This is a genomic window from Veillonellales bacterium (assembly GCA_039680175.1).
GTDB lineage: Bacteria > Bacillota > Negativicutes > JAAYSF01 > JAAYSF01 > JBDKTO01.
In genome coordinates, this window is sequence record JBDKTO010000074.1 from 290,688 (window position 1) to 306,621 (window position 15,934).

Consider the following 15,934-nt stretch of genomic DNA (forward strand, 5'->3'; position numbering starts at 1 on the left):
ATGAATTTTCGCGGTCAAAATATTTTAGTTTTGGGGGCCGGCATCAGCGGTATCGCCGTGGCTGCCATATTACATAAGTTAGGTGCCAAGGTTACTTTAAACGATGATAAGGCACCTGACAAAATCAAAGGGGATGTTACGCCGCTCCGCGAGCTGGGTGTGGCGTTGATTTTTGGACGCCAGGATGTGAATTTACTGGATGGTATTGATTTTATCGTGGTTTCGCCGGGAGTTCCTATTGATATTCCGTTAATTTTGGCGGCAAAAAATAAAGGAATCACAGTAATGAGTGAAATTGAGGTTGCCTATCATTTATGTCCGGCTCCGATTATCGCTATTACCGGGACCAATGGCAAGACGACAACGACGACTCTGCTTGGTGAAATGCTCAGGACAACAGGCAGGGATGTGGTAGTGGGAGGAAATATCGGAGCCGCTCTATCTCAGGAAGTGGCTTCTGTAGATAAAAACGGAATCGTTGTTGCTGAAATTTCCAGTTTTCAGTTAGAAGGTGTCATTGATTTTCATCCCCATATTTCGGCCATTTTAAATGTGACGCCGGATCATTTGGATCGGCACTATTCTATGGCAGCTTATATTCAGATGAAGGAGCGGATTTTTGCCAAACAAACAGCCGCTGATTATTTAATATTGAATTATGATGATGGGATTCTTCGCGATATGTCCCAGCGAACGGCTGCCCAAGTTTTTTTCTTCAGCCGTAAGAGTGAAGTCGAAAATGGAGCTTTTGTAAAAGATGGTGTGATTACGATTACCTGGCAGGGTAAGACACTGCCGGTTTGTGCCGTAGAAAAGATGCAAATCAAGGGATCCCACAATATTGAAAATGCCATGGCTGCTTGTGGCGCGGCATTCCTTTCAGGTATACCTTTACCGGAGATTGCCGCCGTTTTGCAGACATTCGCCGGAGTCGAGCATCGCATTGAACCGGTTAGGACTGTTAACGGAGTCGAGTATTACAATGACTCCAAGGCGACCAATCCGGAGTCGGCGATGAAAGCGTTGGAATCTTTTCCCGGCCATATTATTCTGATTGCGGGAGGAACGGATAAACATACCGATTTAACTGCATTCATGGGATTGGTAAAAGAGAAAACCGACCATCTGATACTCCTGGGCGAAGCGGGGGAAAGATTTTGTGCGGCTGCGAAGAGAGCAGGCGTACAAAGCATCCATCAGGTTGCCACCTTTACCGCTGCGGTGGATTTGGCCTTTCAGCTGGCTAAACCTCCCCAGGTAGTCGTCTTGTCACCGGCCTGCTCCAGTTACGATATGTTTGCCAATTATGAAGAGCGGGGGCGGGCGTTTAAAAAAATGGTTCGAGAATTAGGCTAAAGGAGGAGTTGCCTTGACGGGAAGGCCTAAATCACCGGATTTTATTATTTTTTTTACGGTTGCCATTCTGCTGGGATTGGGAGTGGTAATGGTATATAGTTCGAGCGCGGTTTCAGCCTACGTCAACTTTCATGACAGCTATTACTTTTTGAAGCGCCAGCTGATATGGGTTTCTTTAGGACTATTGACAATGCTGCTGACAATGAATATTGATTATCATGTTTGGCGCAAGCTGACTAAGCCAATTATGTTGGTTACGCTGTGTCTGCTGGTGCTGGTTTTGATCCCCGGCCTAGGGAAGGTTGTCAATGGCGCCCGGCGCTGGCTGGGATTTGGTTCGCTGTATCTGCAGCCTTCGGAAGTGGCAAAATTGAGCATGGTTTTATTTTGTTCAACCACCCTGGCTCGTCGTCAGGATAAGATGACCAGCTTTTTTAAAGGAGTGGTTCCCCAGCTACTGATGTTGATAGTTGTATTTGGCCTTATTCTCAAGGAACCTGATTTAGGAACTGCTTTAGCCATCGGGGGAACGGTATTTGTTTTGCTGTTTACTGCCGGAGCAAAGATTTCTCACTTGGTTTCTCTTGGGATAGCCGGTGTGGGGGGAATTATCGCCGCCATCCTTGTTGAGCCTTACCGATTAAAGCGGCTGCTGGCATTTAGCGATCCCTGGTCAGATCCCCTTGATACAGGCTATCATATTATTCAATCCCTGTATGCCATTGGTTCCGGCGGCTTATTCGGCGTAGGTCTGGGCCGCAGCCGGGAAAAGTTTCTTTATCTGCCGGAGCCGCATACGGATTTTATCTTTGCTATTTTAGGGGAAGAACTAGGTTTTATCGGCACAACAGCCGTAATTTTATTATTCTTTTTATTTGCTTGGCGCGGCTTTAAGGTTGCGATTTCTGCTCCTGATATATATGGCAGCTTGCTGGCGGCAGGGATGACGACCATGATTATTATACAAGCACTAATGAATATTGCCGTAGTCACTGCTTCGATGCCTGTAACCGGTATTCCACTGCCTTTTATTAGTTTCGGCGGTTCTGCACTTATTTTTACTATGGCCGGTGTAGGAATTCTGCTCAATATATCACGCTATGTCAATCTAAAATAAGGGGGCTTGGCAGACGTATGCGTATCATCATGTCCGGCGGAGGAACAGGCGGGCACATCTATCCTGCTATTACTATCATCAGAGCCATTAAAACAGTAGTACAGCCTTGTGAAGTATTATTTGTCGGCACAAAATACGGGCTGGAAGCAGATATTGTTCCTAAAGAGGGATTGGATTTTGCGACGATTGACATTCGCGGCTTCGAGCGGCATCTGTCATGGCAGAATGTCGCAACTGTTTTTAAAGCTGTCGGCAGTTTGTGGGAATCACAAAAAATTTTGCGTAGATTTAAGCCGGATATTGTCATTGGCACAGGCGGCTATGTGTGCGGCCCGATTTTGCTCACTGCCAGTCTGCTTGGTATCCCGACGATGATTCAGGAGCAGAATGTTGTGCCTGGTATTACGAATAAAATTCTTTCTCATTTTGTGGATAAAATCGCTGTGGGCTATGGGGAGGCAGGCCGGCATTTTAACAGGCCCGATAAAGTAGTGTTTACTGGAAACCCGATTCGCAGCGAAGTGATGACAGCAGCCCGGGAAGAAGGAATTGCAGCGCTTAGCCTTGACCCGCAATGTCGTACCATCCTGATTTCGGGAGGAAGCCGGGGGGCGCGCAGTATCAATAACGCTATGCTGGAAGTGCATAAGTATTTTTTTAGGCAGCCAGACATTCAGCTCTTGCATATTACCGGTAAGAACGAGTATAATGACATCGTTGGAAATTTAATGAAATCTGGTATAGATGTTACCAAGCCAGGCAATATTATCATAAAACCATATTTATACAATATGCCTGACGCCCTGGCAGCTGCGGATCTGGCGATATTCAGAGCCGGGGCGGTCGGATTGGCAGAACTGACGGCAAGAGGGATTCCATCTATTCTGATTCCTTATCCTTACGCTGCAGAGAATCATCAGGAATTTAATGCGAGAGTTATGGAAAATCAGGGAGCGGCTGTTGTTATCCGTGACAGGGAGTTGAATGGGACAAGACTTAGGGAGACAATGGAGGAACTGTTGCAGGATACTCGTAAACTTCAGCAGATGGCAGCGGCCAGTAAAAAAATTGGTCGGCCTCTAGCGGCGGAGAATATAGCGAATTTGGCTGTTAAACTGACAGAGAGATAGATAATTTATTCATAGTGCTTTAAGGTATTGTAACAAACAGATTATCATAGGCATACAATAAGATACGCCGAAAAGTGGGGATCTTAAGGTACGCAAGAAAGGGGAGAAGTTTTTTTGCTGCAGGATATAAAAAAAATTCATTTTGTTGGTATTGGCGGCGCCGGTATGAGTGCAGTTGCCAGGGTACTTATAGAAAAAGGATTTGTCGTTTCAGGATCAGATCTTCAGAAATCCCCGACGGCATGCCAGTTGGAAAAAATGGGTGCAGCGATATTTGTCGGGCATCATCAGGACCATATAGCAGGCGTAGACGCTGTGGTGGTATCTACGGCAATTCCAGCCGATAACCAAGAAGTTGTGGCAGCCAGGAAAGCAGGGATCCGGGTTTTTCACCGAGCCGATATTGTTGCTGCCTTAATGCTGGAAAGCCAGGGAATTGCAGTGGCAGGCGCCCACGGAAAAACAACAACGACATCAATGATTGCTGTTATGCTGGAACAGGCAAAACTGGATCCCACCGTTATTATTGGTGGTGAAGTCGAATACTTGAGGGGGAACGCAAAGTCAGGTGCCGGAAAATATCTTGTTGCGGAAGCAGACGAGAGTGACGGCTCTTTTCTTAAGTTTTCTCCCCAAATTGCTGTAGTTACAAATATCGAGAATGATCACATGGATTTTTATAAAACCATGGACAATATTTTACATACCTTTAAAGAGTTTCTGCATAAATTACCACAAGCAACCGGACTTGGAATCCTGTGTTTTGATAATGACCATGTGCGTGAAATAGCCAAAAGCTTGGAGAGAAAATATATTTCTTACGCCATTGATCATGCTGCCGACTATGTGGCACGGAATATCCGGACTCAGGGGGCACTCACCGGTTATGATGTTTATCGGGGAGATCAACTCTTAGGCACAATTCGCTTGAATGTTCCTGGTAGGCATAATGTTGCCAATTCATTAGCTGCTGTTGTGGTTGGGCTAAGTATTGGCTTGTCGTTTCAGCAGATTGCCAGTGGTTTGGCGTTATTCCAAGGGGCGAAGCGCCGTTTTCAAACAAAAGCCCATTTAAATGGGGTTTGGATTGTCGATGATTATGCACATCATCCCACCGAAATTATCGCTACATTACAAGCAGCACGGCAAACGGAGCCGAAGCGACTCATCTGCGTTTTTCAGCCACACCGCTATTCGCGTACCAAGCTGTTACGGCAAGAATTCGGGAAAGCATTTTCTCCGGCAGATCTTCTAATTTTGACGGATGTGTATTCGGCTGGCGAAGCACCGATTCCCGGCGTTAGCGGCGAGACTATTAAAGAGGAGGTTGAGAATCAGACGAATAAAAAAGTGATTTATATTTCAGATAAAGAAAAAATCGCCAGATACTTAAGTGAGATTGTGGAACCAGGAGATTTGGTTATGACTATGGGTGCCGGGAATATCTATCAGACGGGCGAGAAACTCGTAGAGATATTGGTGCAGCAACAGTAGCATTTTTACGTCTTTTCTCAGGGAGAGACATTGATTTGATGGCAGGGTGATTGTACTTTTCTAGGGGGGAAGACGATGGAGAAATTTATCGTCAACGGAGAAGTACAACTTTTCGGCAGTATCCGGGTTAGCGGAGCGAAGAACGCCACATTGCCAATTATGGCGGCAACTTTACTTTGCTCCGGTGTAAGTGTTATTCATGACGTTCCCTTTTTACGGGATATTCAAGTCATGCAGGATATTTTGACATTGCTGGGAGCTAAAATTACCAGAGAAAATAGAACAATGGTAATTGATACTTCGCAAGTGAGCAAAATAGAAATTCCAGAACATTTAATGCGGGAAATGAGAGCTTCTGTTTTCTTTATGGGGCCTTTGTTAGGGAGATTTAGAAAGGTTCGATTGTCTTATCCTGGGGGCTGTGCTATTGGACCAAGACCGATTGATTTACATATTAAAGCTTTAGAAAAAATCGGCGCCCGGATTCAGGAAAGCTTTGGTTTCATCGATGCGGAAGCAGTCCAACTGACCGGAGGAGAAATATACCTTGATTTTCCCAGTGTTGGGGCTACTGAAAATGCAATGATGGCGGCTGCTTTAGCTAATGGACTCACGGTAATTCGAAATGCGGCGAGAGAACCGGAAATTTTTGATTTGCAGTCTTTTCTCAACAAGATGGGCGCCCGGATAACTGGTGCTGGTACAGATACAATCCAGATTGCAGGCGTGAAAAAGCTTACCCCGGCTGAGCACTGTATTATGCCCGACCGGATTCAGGCCGGTACATTTCTTATCGCCGGTGCAATGACCGGAGGTGATGTGACCATTGAGAACATACGGCCCGAATATCTTTTTTCAGTAACCGATAAATTAGAAGAGATAGGCGCTCAGGTGACGACTGGGCCCGAGTTTATCCGTGTTCGGGCCGGGGAAATGCGGGGCGTTGATATTAAAACATTACCTCATCCAGGATTTCCCACCGACTTGCAGGCACCCATTCTATCTTTATTGACAGTAGCCAAGGGAACAAGTATTATAACAGAAACTATATTTGAAAATCGTTTTAAACATGTGGATGAACTTACCCGCATGGGTGCTAAAATTAAAGTCGAAGGTCGGACTGCGATTATTCGCGGTGTGCCAAAATTGACAGGAGCGATCGTGGCCGCCCCTGATCTTAGAGCCGGTGGAGCTCTTGTGTTAGCTGCGCTTGCCGCCGAAGGCGCTTCTGAAATCGAATATGTGTATCATATTGACCGAGGGTATGAAAGGCTGGAAGAGCGATTACAAAGTTTAGGGGCGGATATTGTCCGAAAAAACGATGAATAGGATGGTTAAGATGAAAAATAAGAAAATTGCAGTGGTGATGGGCGGACCGTCAGATGAACGGGAAGTTTCCCTGAATACCGGCAGGGCAATTTTTGCTGCTTTGCAAGAAAAAGGATATCAGGTAGTAGCGATAGACATAGAACCGGAACGGTTTGTTGATCAAATTAAACAATCCGGCGCCGAAGTTGTTTTTAATGCAATTCATGGTAAATACGGTGAAGACGGCATCATGCAAGGTGCTTTGGAGCTTTTGGGTATTCCTTACACCGGATCAGGCGTATTAGCCAGTGCTGCTTCAATGGATAAGGGCATTTCCAAACGATTATTTTTAGCGGAAGGGGTTCCTACGCCCCGCTCGGTATTGTATAGCAAAGCAGATCGAGAACGGGATTTGCCGGCAGAAATTGTCAAGAAATTTTCCCTCCCGCTCGTTGTTAAATCGGCGGCTCAGGGATCCAGCATTGGAGTCACCATTGTTGAAACTGCCGCAGCTTTGCCCGAAGCAATTCAACAGGCATTTCAGCATAGCGAGAATATTTTAGTTGAAGAATTTATCAGCGGGAAAGAGGTTACGGTTGCAGTTTGGGGGAATGAGCAACCGGAGGCACTGCCGATTATTGAAATTGCACCTCATTCGGGCCGGTATGATTATCACTCCAAATATACGAAGGGCGCGACGGACTATATTGTTCCGGCAAGAGTTGATGAAACGACGGCAGCGGAAATCCGCAAAGCCGCAATTGGCGCTTATTCTGTTTTCGGCTGCCGGGGAATCGCCAGAGCCGATATCATGCTGGATCAAGCAGGCCATCCCTACGTGTTGGAGGTCAATACCATTCCTGGAATGACGGCTACCAGTTTAGTGCCAAAATCTGCGGCGGCAGCAGGCATCTCCTTTGCTGATTTATGTGAACGTTTGCTGCTGATGGCGGGGAAATAGATTATTGTAAGCAGGGGTATACCATATATGTTTAGAGGATAATTCCGAATTTTTTAAAATCAGGCAGCATCCCAAGAATGCTCCTGATTTTTTAGTTATCTTGTCTCTCAATTTGTTGTATAATTGTTTTTGTAGATAAGCTAAGGGCTCTTAGGAGTGATTGCATGCAGTCATTGGAAGACAGTACCAGGGAACCGGAAGGGCCAAAGCCCAGATCGGCCAATACACTTTTTATTTTGCTGGCAGTGCTAATTTTATTGATTGTTGGGTTTTTGTTTGTTAATTCTAACTTTTTTACGATTGGATCGGTCGTGATAGAGGGTAATAAATATGTAACAACAGAAGATATATACAGTATAGCCGGCATTTCCGCTCCGATCAATATTTTTCGGTTAAATACAACCAATATTAAAGAACGGCTTATGCATGATCTGCGAGTAGCCGAAGTCAATGTAAAGCGAAATTTTCCCAGTACGATTGTGATTGAAATAAAGGAACGACAGCCTCTGGCCTATATCGCCAGTGGCTATGGTTTTGTGGAAGTGGACAAGCAGGGTATTATTTTAGCCGCCTTTAAAAATCTCAAACAGGTGAACGTGCCGATGATTACAGGGGTACGGCTGGAAAATCAATATGTTGGTGATTCTGTTGAGAATGGAACTATACAGGCGGTCTTGAATTATTTAGCACGGCTGGATGAACGTTCATTGAATCAGATTTCCGAAGTTAATATTTACGCTCCTGATCAAATTGTTGCTTATACGACTCATTCGGCGCAAATTCGGCTGGGAAATAGTCAGCATGTAGACCAAAAAGCCAAATTAACCAATGAGATTTTGCAAGAGATGGTTGTCAAAAAGATGCAGGTTGAATATATTGATTTAAATTATGCTTCGCCGATTATTAAATTTAAACAATAGGTTAAATATTACGATAAGAATAGAGTCAGCTTTAGTTCATTGAAAGGAGGTGAAAGCAATTGCTGCCGATAAAACAGGGGCAAGTTGCTATTGGGTTGGTATGTGTGGTATTAGGTATTATGCTGGCAGTGCAGTTTCGTACGACCCAGGATGTTCGTTCGACAATTCCTTTTCAGCGCATTGAAGATTTATCCCAGCGCTTGCAGCAGACGGAAAAGGAACGAGACGCTTTGCTTAAGCAGGTTCGTGAGCTCCGTAAAACTTCAGGTGCCGAGACTGCCACGCAAGAAATTGAAAATATTAAAATGGGATCCGGAGTCGTAGCATTTCAGGGATCCGGAGTTTCAGTTGTTATTGATGATAGTAAGCGGCCTTCCAAGCCCGGTGAAAATCCGAACTTATATTTAATTCACGATGATGATATTCTGAAGGTAATCAATGAGCTTTGGGCGGCAGGGGCGGAAGCAATATCAATTAACGAACAGAGGTTAATTGCCAGCTCTGAAATCCGCTGTGCGGGGCCGACGCTTTCCGTTAATAACACAAGGTATTCACCGCCTTACGAGATTCGGGCAATCGGTGAACCGCAAACTTTGGAAAATGCGCTGAAGATGCGTGGCGGTGTAGTTGAAACCCTTCAATTTTGGGGCATCCAAGTCGCTATTAAAAAGCAGGAAAATATTAATGTTCCGGCCTATAAGGGTACTTTTCGTTTTGAGTATGCTAAGCCGGTGAAGGATGGTGTTCAATAGTGGCATTGCCGGTTGCTGGACTTATTATCGGACTTATTATTGGGGTTATGTTTCCAATCAGTATACCGGTTGAATACGCCCAATTTATGTCCGTGGCGCTGCTAGCCTCGTTAGATTCTGTATTCGGCGGGCTTAGGGCCGGTGCGGAAGAAAAATTCGATAATACTATCTTTATATCCGGATTTTTTATGAATGCCCTGATGGCAGCCAGCCTGGTCTATGTTGGTGAACGACTGGGAATTGATTTGTACTATGTTGCGTTACTTGCTTTTGGACTCCGTATTTTTCAAAACCTGGCGATTCTTCGCCGCTACCTTTTAAAGAAATAGTTTTATCAGTAAAAAGCCGTCTGGGGAGGACGGCTTAAAAAAAATAGGACTATAGTTACAAATTTTTATCTGCCATCATTTTCTTCGCGGACAAAAAAGGGAAAATGGTACTTCTGTTGAAACATATGGAATGTAACATAATATTCTTGTGTGAGGGAAAGACATGGAAACAGTGGATATCCTGGCAATTGACATAGGAACAGATACCATTAAAGTATTTTTCGGCAGACAAGAAAATGGCAATCTTCTGGTACACGCTGTCGGCACAGTGCCGACAGCTGGTTTTGACAAGGGTGTAGTTACAGACGTAAAGGCATTGGCTAAATCAATCAAGCAGGCAGTAGATTGTGTTTTTAGCGCCACAACCTTTTCCCAGGGACACGTTTTTCTTGGTATCGGCGGTATGGGAATTCGTTCCGTCCACTGTCTTGGCAGTGTGGCTGCTGCTTCTGCCGCAGCAATTATACAGAAAGATATTGATCGGGTATATCGGGCTGCTGTTTTAGCCGGTGTTCCGGATGAATATCAAGTGCTGCATGTTTTGCCGAGACGGTTTTGGGTAGACAAGCGGGAACAATCAGAGAAACCGCTGGGGCAAAGAGGCAGCCAGCTTGAAGCGGAAGCACAGGTTATCGTGATTCCCCGGCAAACTGTTGATTCCATTCTCAGTGCGCTTCAAGCTGTAGGAATTACGATTGAGGGAGTCGTTGCCAACGGTATTGTCAGTGCACAAAATATGCTGCCGGAGATAAATTTATCCCGCTATTTGTTTATTGATTTAGGAGCAGGAACGACAGACATCGTATTATATTCAGACGGAAAGATTTATGATTCTGCCTCATTATCGCTGGGAGGCGGCTATATTACCAGGGATATTATGCAGGGACTGGATATTAGTCAGGAACATGCGGAAGAAATTAAGCGTTATTATGCTAAACTGACACCTAATTTACTTGGACAGGATCTTATTTTAGACTGCAATGATTATGGAACTACCGACAAACAAATTGCTTATGATTTTTTGTATAATATTATTGAAAGCCGGGTAGATGAAATTGTCCATTTAGTATATGATTATTGTAAGGCGTCTTTAGCCGGTTGTGATTTTGAAGAAATTTTATTAACCGGCGGATGTGCTGTTATGCCCAGTATTAAGGAGAGTATAGAAAAAGTGTTTGGCGTAAAGGTATGTATCATTAAACCGGAGCAGGTGTTATTAGAATATTCATATCCTTATAACACAGCTTGCTGTGGAATCATTCGCCATGGAATGAAGAATGTTACACTTATGCAGCCGCAAAACAATACTTCCTGGCGTTCGCTGATACGTAGAATTAAAAAAATCTTCTGAATAAGGTGAGAAATAAGGAGGACGGGTATTCATGTTGGAATTTGATATGGATTTGGAACAATTTGCTTCAATCAAAGTTATCGGCGTAGGCGGTGGTGGAAACAATGCGGTAAATCGTATGATTGCTGCCGGATTGCAGGGGGTAGAGTTTGTTTCGGTTAATACGGATGCACAGGCGCTGGTGCATGCACAGGCTCCAGTTCGTATACAGATAGGAGAAAAACTGACCAAAGGGCTTGGCGCAGGTGCCAATCCGGAGGTAGGAGAAAAAGCTGCGCAGGAAAGCCGTGAAGAAATTACCAAAGCATTGCGTGGTGCAGATATGGTTTTTATTACGGCCGGAATGGGTGGCGGCACGGGGACTGGTGCAGCCCCGGTTGTGGCAGAATGCGCGAAAGAAAACGGGGCACTGACAGTTGGCGTTGTTACGAAACCTTTTTCCTTTGAAGGCCGCCGCCGCCAGCTTCAGGCTGAGCGGGGAATCGCACAATTGAAGGAAAAAGTGGATACTCTGATTACGATTCCCAATGACCGGTTGATGCAGGTTGTCGACAAACGAACGCCGATTATGGAAGCGTTTCGTATAGCCGATGATGTGTTGCGGCAAGGGGTACAAGGTATTTCCGATTTGATTGCGGTACCGGGTTTAATCAATCTTGACTTTGCCGATGTAAAAACGATTATGCTGGAAACGGGATCAGCCCTGATGGGTATTGGTATTGGATCAGGCGATAACCGTGCTGTGGCTGCTGCCGAGGCGGCAATCAAGAGCCCTCTTCTGGAGACATCCATTGAAGGTGCTAAAGGAGTGCTGCTTAATATTACCGGGGGGACAAGTTTAGGACTCTTTGAAGTCAATGAAGCAGCTGAGATTATTGCTCAGGCTGCTGATCCGGAGGCGAATATTATTTTTGGATCGGTTATTGACGAATCTTTTGAAGACGAGGTTCGCGTTACTGTGATTGCAACCGGGTTTGACTCCAAACCTGGGAAAATAGGTTCTCCCACGGGAGAAACTGCCAAAATTGAACCTTTTAAACGGCCTGATTTGGATATACCTACTTGGATGCGCCGCTAAGATGTAAGATAAAAGCATCTATGCCAGCCTAAAAGGCTGGTTTTTTTATTTTAATAAATACCATAAAATTACAAAATTTTAAAATAATGTTTGCTATACTATAAATAACGTATAATCTCATTCGTAGCTATGGAGTGCTGTTTATGTATGTCTATGCCGACGTGGTTTTTTTCATTAATCTTGCGATGAATATGGCTATATTATTGCTGACAGCCTGGATAGCTGGTATTCGTTATACGTGGTTTCGTCTGATAGGTGCGGCGTCGTTAGGCGGAATTTTTGTTTTAGGGTGTTTAATGCCGCAATTTTATCTTCTAAATTACGGGATTGCAAAATTTTTCTTATCAATGCTGCTGATTGTTACTGCTTTCGGTCGTCGAAAAATACGAACTTTTTTATTGCTTGTGGGGACTTTTTATATTGTATCCTTTGTTTTAGGTGGCGCTGTGCTGGGGTGGTTTTTTTTCTGGCAGAATGGCGGGGCGGCGTATGCAGAGCAATGTCAGCATATCTTTGCTGAATTGAATTGGTTAAACCTGGCAGGCGGTACTTCTCTTGGCCTGCTATTGGGCGGTGGATTGCTGCGCTATTTGTTTCCTCAATTACTGCGGCGCTGTTCGCTGTATAAGGTAAGAATAAAATATTCCGACCGCTTTACTGAATTTACGGCAATGTTAGACACCGGGAACAATTTATATACGGTGATTGGCCGAAAACCGGTCGTTTTAGTAAATCAATCGGTTTTGAAAGGAATTTTAGGAGAAGAAACAGTTTGCTTTATATGTGAATACCAATCAGATTCATGGTTGAAGCAATTTGAGCAGTATCGTGATCAGCCATGGATTTCCCGGGTGCAGATGATTCCTTATCAAGCAGTAGGAAGCAGCAGTGTATTATTGGGATTTCGTCCGGATTGTTTGACAGTCTATACGAAGAGCGGAGAGATTACAACAAGCGAGGTTGTATTAGGAATTTATAGCGGAATGCTGTCAACCGACAGCAGGTATGAAGGTCTGCTTCATCCGGCTATTATCCAGGTTTGAATCGAAAAATGGGGGCGAGTATATGCGCATTACCTGGCCGATTGCCAAACTAAAGATTAAACTAAAAGTGATTCATTTATTGCAGCTTGTAGGACTCTTAGAATCGGATGAGGTTTTTTATGTCGGCAGTACGGAAATATTGCCTCCGCCATTAAGTAATGATGAAGAAATGTTTTTGCTCGCCAGACTGCAAAAAGGTGATAATGCGGTAAAAAGTATCTTTATCGAAAGAAATTTACGGTTGGTTGTCTATATTGCCCGCAAATTTGAAAATACAGGTGTGGGAATTGAGGATTTAGTCAGTATTGGAACCATCGGCTTGATTAAGGCAGTTAACACTTTTGATCCGGTGAAACGGATCAAATTGGCGACATACGCTTCCCGCTGTATAGAAAATGAGATACTCATGTATTTACGGCGGAATAGTAAAACAAGAAGTGAGGTATCCTTTGACGAACCATTAAACATCGATTGGGATGGCAACGAATTGCTGCTGTCGGATGTTTTGGGAACGGAGAATGACATTATATACAAATCCGTGGAGGAAGAAGTAGATAAAACGTTATTGTATACTGCCATGAACAAGCTTTCCGGCCGGGAAAGACGGATTATGGAACTTCGTTTTGGTTTAAATGAGGATGGAGCTGAAAGAACCCAAAAGGAAGTTGCGGATCTTTTAGGCATCTCCCAGTCTTATATTTCCCGGTTGGAAAAAAGAATCATCAAACGCCTTCGCAAAGAAATAAGCCGCATGGAATAGGAGAAGATCCATATTTTTTTCTATTGTAAAATGAAAATGCAGGACTGCAGCAGGAGCATCGTATTGTAACGGCAAATTAAATAGGATAGTGCATCGATTTTATTATTGATTCTCTATACAGAATGAATTTTTTGCACAGGCCGAGAAAGTATTTTGAATGGTCTTAAATTGCATGTTGAGGTGAATGTGAGTGAGTTTTTTACAAGAAATACACGATACAGTGCAAAAAACGGCGGAAGCGATTGCTGCTGTCTTAAAAATTGAAGTGGAAATTGCCGACAGCAATCTTGTTAGAATCGCCGGCACGGGTCAATATAAAGAGCAGTGCGGATGCGTTATGCCGGATGGATTTGTTTACCGGCATGTATTGGATACAGGGAATACCGTGGTGATTGAAAATCCCGGATATCATGAATTTTGCCAGCCGTGCCCCCGACGGGGAAAGTGCTTTGAAAGCGGCGAGATAGCCGCTCCCATTTTATTGCAGAATAAACCGGTTGGTGTGATCGGCTTAATTAGCTTTGATCCGGGACAAGCCAAGCGATTGCTTGATAACAAGGCATGGATGCTGCAATTTGTTGTTAAAATGGCGGAATTGATTGCCGGAAATTTGTCCGAGACGATTGCTAGCGACGATCATTGTATTCCGCCGCTCAACCTGGAGAACTTGGAAAAAGAGGCCATTATCAAAGCATTAGGAGAGGCTTCCGGTAATGCCGGCAGTAAAGAAAGGGCCGCAAAATTATTGGGGATTAGCCGGGCGACGTTATATCGCAAAATTAGAGAATATGAAATTATTTAAAATAAAATTTGTAAAAATGGGTAGACAATTGTCTCAAAATGAGATACTCTTATTATAAGAGATTAAAACAAATACCATATTGGGTAGAATATGAGCAGTGACGCTCTGGGAAAAGAAAGTTCTTTTCCCGGAGCGTTTTTATTTTTTCGACAAATCTTATATAGGGAGATAGAGGCAATGAAACAAATCGTTTGGACTAAAAACAAAATGAAAAAATCGGCTGGCGTATCGCCTGAATTTCTTAGAGCGGATGAAATTAAGAAGTCGAAGGCTTTTCATGCAAGTTTTCCCGAATATATGGAGACACCTTTACGGCGGCTTGATAGTCTGGCTAAGTTGTTCAAGGTTGGCGGCATTTATGTTAAAGACGAGTCTTATCGTTTTGGACTGAATGCTTTCAAAGTATTGGGAGCTTCATTTGCAATGGCGAAGCATCTGGCTAAATGTCTGCAGGCTGATATAGGAGAGTTGGACTATTCCATTTTGTGTTCTCCTGAAATACATAAAAAGCTAGGTGAGATGACTTTTGTGACTGCCACCGATGGAAATCACGGTCGTGGTGTAGCCTGGGCGGCTCACCGATTGAACCAAAAATCCGTGGTTTATATGCCGAAAGGCTCTTCGCCGACTCGCCTTGCTAATATTCGTGCTGAAGGTGCGATTGCGTCCATTACAGATTTAAATTATGATGAAGCGGTTCGGTTTGCTGCGGATCAGGCCAGAAAATTCGGCTGGATTGCCGTGCAGGATACGGCTTGGGAAGGATATGAAGAAATTCCGGCCTGGATTATGCAAGGGTATGGGACAATTGCGGCTGAAGCGTTAAAACAATTCAGTCAGCACGGTATTGAAAAACCGACTCATATTTTTTTACAGGCTGGGGTTGGTTCATTTGCGGCTGCTATCGAGGGATACTTTTCGGCACAGTTTGGTAAAGACAAGCCTAAAACGGCTATTGTGGAACCGGTTTTGGCGGACTGCTTCTATCAATCCGCCATCGCGAACGATGAACAGCCGAGGATTGTCAGCGGAGATATGGCTACTATTATGGCAGGACTGGCTTGCGGTAAGCCCAATCCGATAGGCTGGGAGATCTTGCGGGATCATAGTGAAATGTTTTTTTCCTGTTCGGATGAGGTTACAGCCAAAGGAATGCGGCTGCTGGGCAATCCTCTTGGCAGCGACAGCCGCGTGATATCGGGGGAATCGGGAGCAGTAACGGCAGGACTGCTGGCGTTTCTACTCGAGGCGGGAGGATTGAGGGAGGCAAAAGACAGCCTGGAGATTGATGAAGACTCGCAGATTCTTTTAATCAGTACAGAAGGAGATACGGATCCTGCTAAATATCGCAGTATCGTCTGGGACGGGGTGTATCCAACGTAGCATCATAGTGTGTATCAGAGGACAAGCAATCTGGTAATATGTCAAGCCCGAAAAAATAAAGAATTGTAAACGAATTCTGAAAAGAGCGTACACTTAATAAGCCTTTTCCATAGCCGAAAAGAAAAGGTAATATATGGGAATGTTAAGCTT

15 protein-coding genes are annotated in these 15,934 nt (G+C 44.3%); all 15 read left to right on the plus strand.

Features of this window, described 5'->3' with window-relative positions; genetic code table 11:
• The 15 genes from murD (at position 1) to dpaL (ending at position 15,784) form a co-directional block, all read left to right on the plus strand.
• Positions 1-1,356 (plus strand): UDP-N-acetylmuramoyl-L-alanine--D-glutamate ligase, encoded by a 1,356-nt coding sequence (gene murD, locus ABFC84_13260; protein MEN6413707.1) that lies wholly within the window; start codon positions 1-3, stop codon positions 1,354-1,356.
• Positions 1,357-1,369: 13 nt separating this feature from the next.
• Positions 1,370-2,473, plus strand: coding sequence for a stage V sporulation protein E (gene spoVE, locus ABFC84_13265; protein MEN6413708.1), 1,104 nt, complete (start codon positions 1,370-1,372; stop codon positions 2,471-2,473).
• A gap of 17 nt (positions 2,474-2,490) precedes the next feature.
• Entirely contained in the window at positions 2,491-3,603 is a 1,113-nt protein-coding gene (murG, locus tag ABFC84_13270) for an undecaprenyldiphospho-muramoylpentapeptide beta-N-acetylglucosaminyltransferase (GenBank protein ID MEN6413709.1), read from the plus strand.
• A gap of 114 nt (positions 3,604-3,717) precedes the next feature.
• On the plus strand, positions 3,718-5,097 hold the full coding sequence (murC, locus tag ABFC84_13275; protein MEN6413710.1) for a UDP-N-acetylmuramate--L-alanine ligase: 1,380 nt from the start codon (positions 3,718-3,720) through the stop codon (positions 5,095-5,097).
• 75 nt (positions 5,098-5,172) lie between these two features.
• Positions 5,173-6,426: a UDP-N-acetylglucosamine 1-carboxyvinyltransferase gene (murA, locus tag ABFC84_13280; protein MEN6413711.1), complete on the plus strand. Its 1,254-nt coding sequence runs from the start codon at positions 5,173-5,175 to the stop codon at positions 6,424-6,426.
• A 10-nt stretch (positions 6,427-6,436) separates the two neighbouring features.
• Positions 6,437-7,366: a D-alanine--D-alanine ligase gene (locus tag ABFC84_13285; protein ID MEN6413712.1), complete on the plus strand. Its 930-nt coding sequence runs from the start codon at positions 6,437-6,439 to the stop codon at positions 7,364-7,366.
• Between the two features lie 164 nt (positions 7,367-7,530).
• Positions 7,531-8,286 (plus strand): FtsQ-type POTRA domain-containing protein, encoded by a 756-nt coding sequence (locus tag ABFC84_13290; protein MEN6413713.1) that lies wholly within the window; start codon positions 7,531-7,533, stop codon positions 8,284-8,286.
• A 59-nt stretch (positions 8,287-8,345) separates the two neighbouring features.
• On the plus strand, positions 8,346-9,038 hold the full coding sequence (locus ABFC84_13295) for a DUF881 domain-containing protein (GenBank protein MEN6413714.1): 693 nt from the start codon (positions 8,346-8,348) through the stop codon (positions 9,036-9,038).
• Positions 9,038-9,367, plus strand: a complete 330-nt coding sequence (locus ABFC84_13300; GenBank protein ID MEN6413715.1) for a small basic family protein — start codon at positions 9,038-9,040, stop codon at positions 9,365-9,367. Before ABFC84_13295 ends, ABFC84_13300 begins: the two co-directional genes overlap by 1 nt.
• Before the next feature lie 163 nt (positions 9,368-9,530).
• On the plus strand, positions 9,531-10,718 hold the full coding sequence (gene ftsA / locus ABFC84_13305) for a cell division protein FtsA (GenBank protein MEN6413716.1): 1,188 nt from the start codon (positions 9,531-9,533) through the stop codon (positions 10,716-10,718).
• A 52-nt stretch (positions 10,719-10,770) separates the two neighbouring features.
• The gene (ftsZ, locus tag ABFC84_13310) at positions 10,771-11,796 is read left to right on the plus strand and encodes a cell division protein FtsZ (GenBank protein MEN6413717.1); all 1,026 of its coding nucleotides are present in this window, start codon (positions 10,771-10,773) and stop codon (positions 11,794-11,796) included.
• A 143-nt stretch (positions 11,797-11,939) separates the two neighbouring features.
• Positions 11,940-12,839 (plus strand): sigma-E processing peptidase SpoIIGA, encoded by a 900-nt coding sequence (locus tag ABFC84_13315; GenBank protein ID MEN6413718.1) that lies wholly within the window; start codon positions 11,940-11,942, stop codon positions 12,837-12,839.
• Between the two features lie 22 nt (positions 12,840-12,861).
• On the plus strand, positions 12,862-13,599 hold the full coding sequence (gene sigE / locus ABFC84_13320) for an RNA polymerase sporulation sigma factor SigE (protein ID MEN6413719.1): 738 nt from the start codon (positions 12,862-12,864) through the stop codon (positions 13,597-13,599).
• A gap of 190 nt (positions 13,600-13,789) precedes the next feature.
• Positions 13,790-14,401: a helix-turn-helix domain-containing protein gene (locus tag ABFC84_13325; protein ID MEN6413720.1), complete on the plus strand. Its 612-nt coding sequence runs from the start codon at positions 13,790-13,792 to the stop codon at positions 14,399-14,401.
• Positions 14,402-14,578: 177 nt separating this feature from the next.
• Positions 14,579-15,784, plus strand: a complete 1,206-nt coding sequence (gene dpaL / locus ABFC84_13330) for a diaminopropionate ammonia-lyase (GenBank protein MEN6413721.1) — start codon at positions 14,579-14,581, stop codon at positions 15,782-15,784.
• Positions 15,785-15,934: the final 150 nt, after the last annotated feature.

Bases quoted from the DNA above. Each gene is read 5' to 3' on its own strand.
- ftsA (MEN6413716.1), top strand. From the start codon at position 9,531: ATGGAAACAGTGGATATCCTGGCAATTGACATAGGAACAGATACCATT.
- dpaL (MEN6413721.1), top strand. From the start codon at position 14,579: ATGAAACAAATCGTTTGGACTAAAAACAAAATGAAAAAATCGGCTGGC.
- murD (MEN6413707.1), top strand. From the start codon at position 1: ATGAATTTTCGCGGTCAAAATATTTTAGTTTTGGGGGCCGGCATCAGC.
- murA (MEN6413711.1), top strand. From the start codon at position 5,173: ATGGAGAAATTTATCGTCAACGGAGAAGTACAACTTTTCGGCAGTATC.
- sigE (MEN6413719.1), top strand. From the start codon at position 12,862: ATGCGCATTACCTGGCCGATTGCCAAACTAAAGATTAAACTAAAAGTG.
- ABFC84_13290 (MEN6413713.1), top strand. From the start codon at position 7,531: ATGCAGTCATTGGAAGACAGTACCAGGGAACCGGAAGGGCCAAAGCCC.
- ABFC84_13315 (MEN6413718.1), top strand. From the start codon at position 11,940: ATGTATGTCTATGCCGACGTGGTTTTTTTCATTAATCTTGCGATGAAT.
- ABFC84_13285 (MEN6413712.1), top strand. From the start codon at position 6,437: ATGAAAAATAAGAAAATTGCAGTGGTGATGGGCGGACCGTCAGATGAA.
- murG (MEN6413709.1), top strand. From the start codon at position 2,491: ATGCGTATCATCATGTCCGGCGGAGGAACAGGCGGGCACATCTATCCT.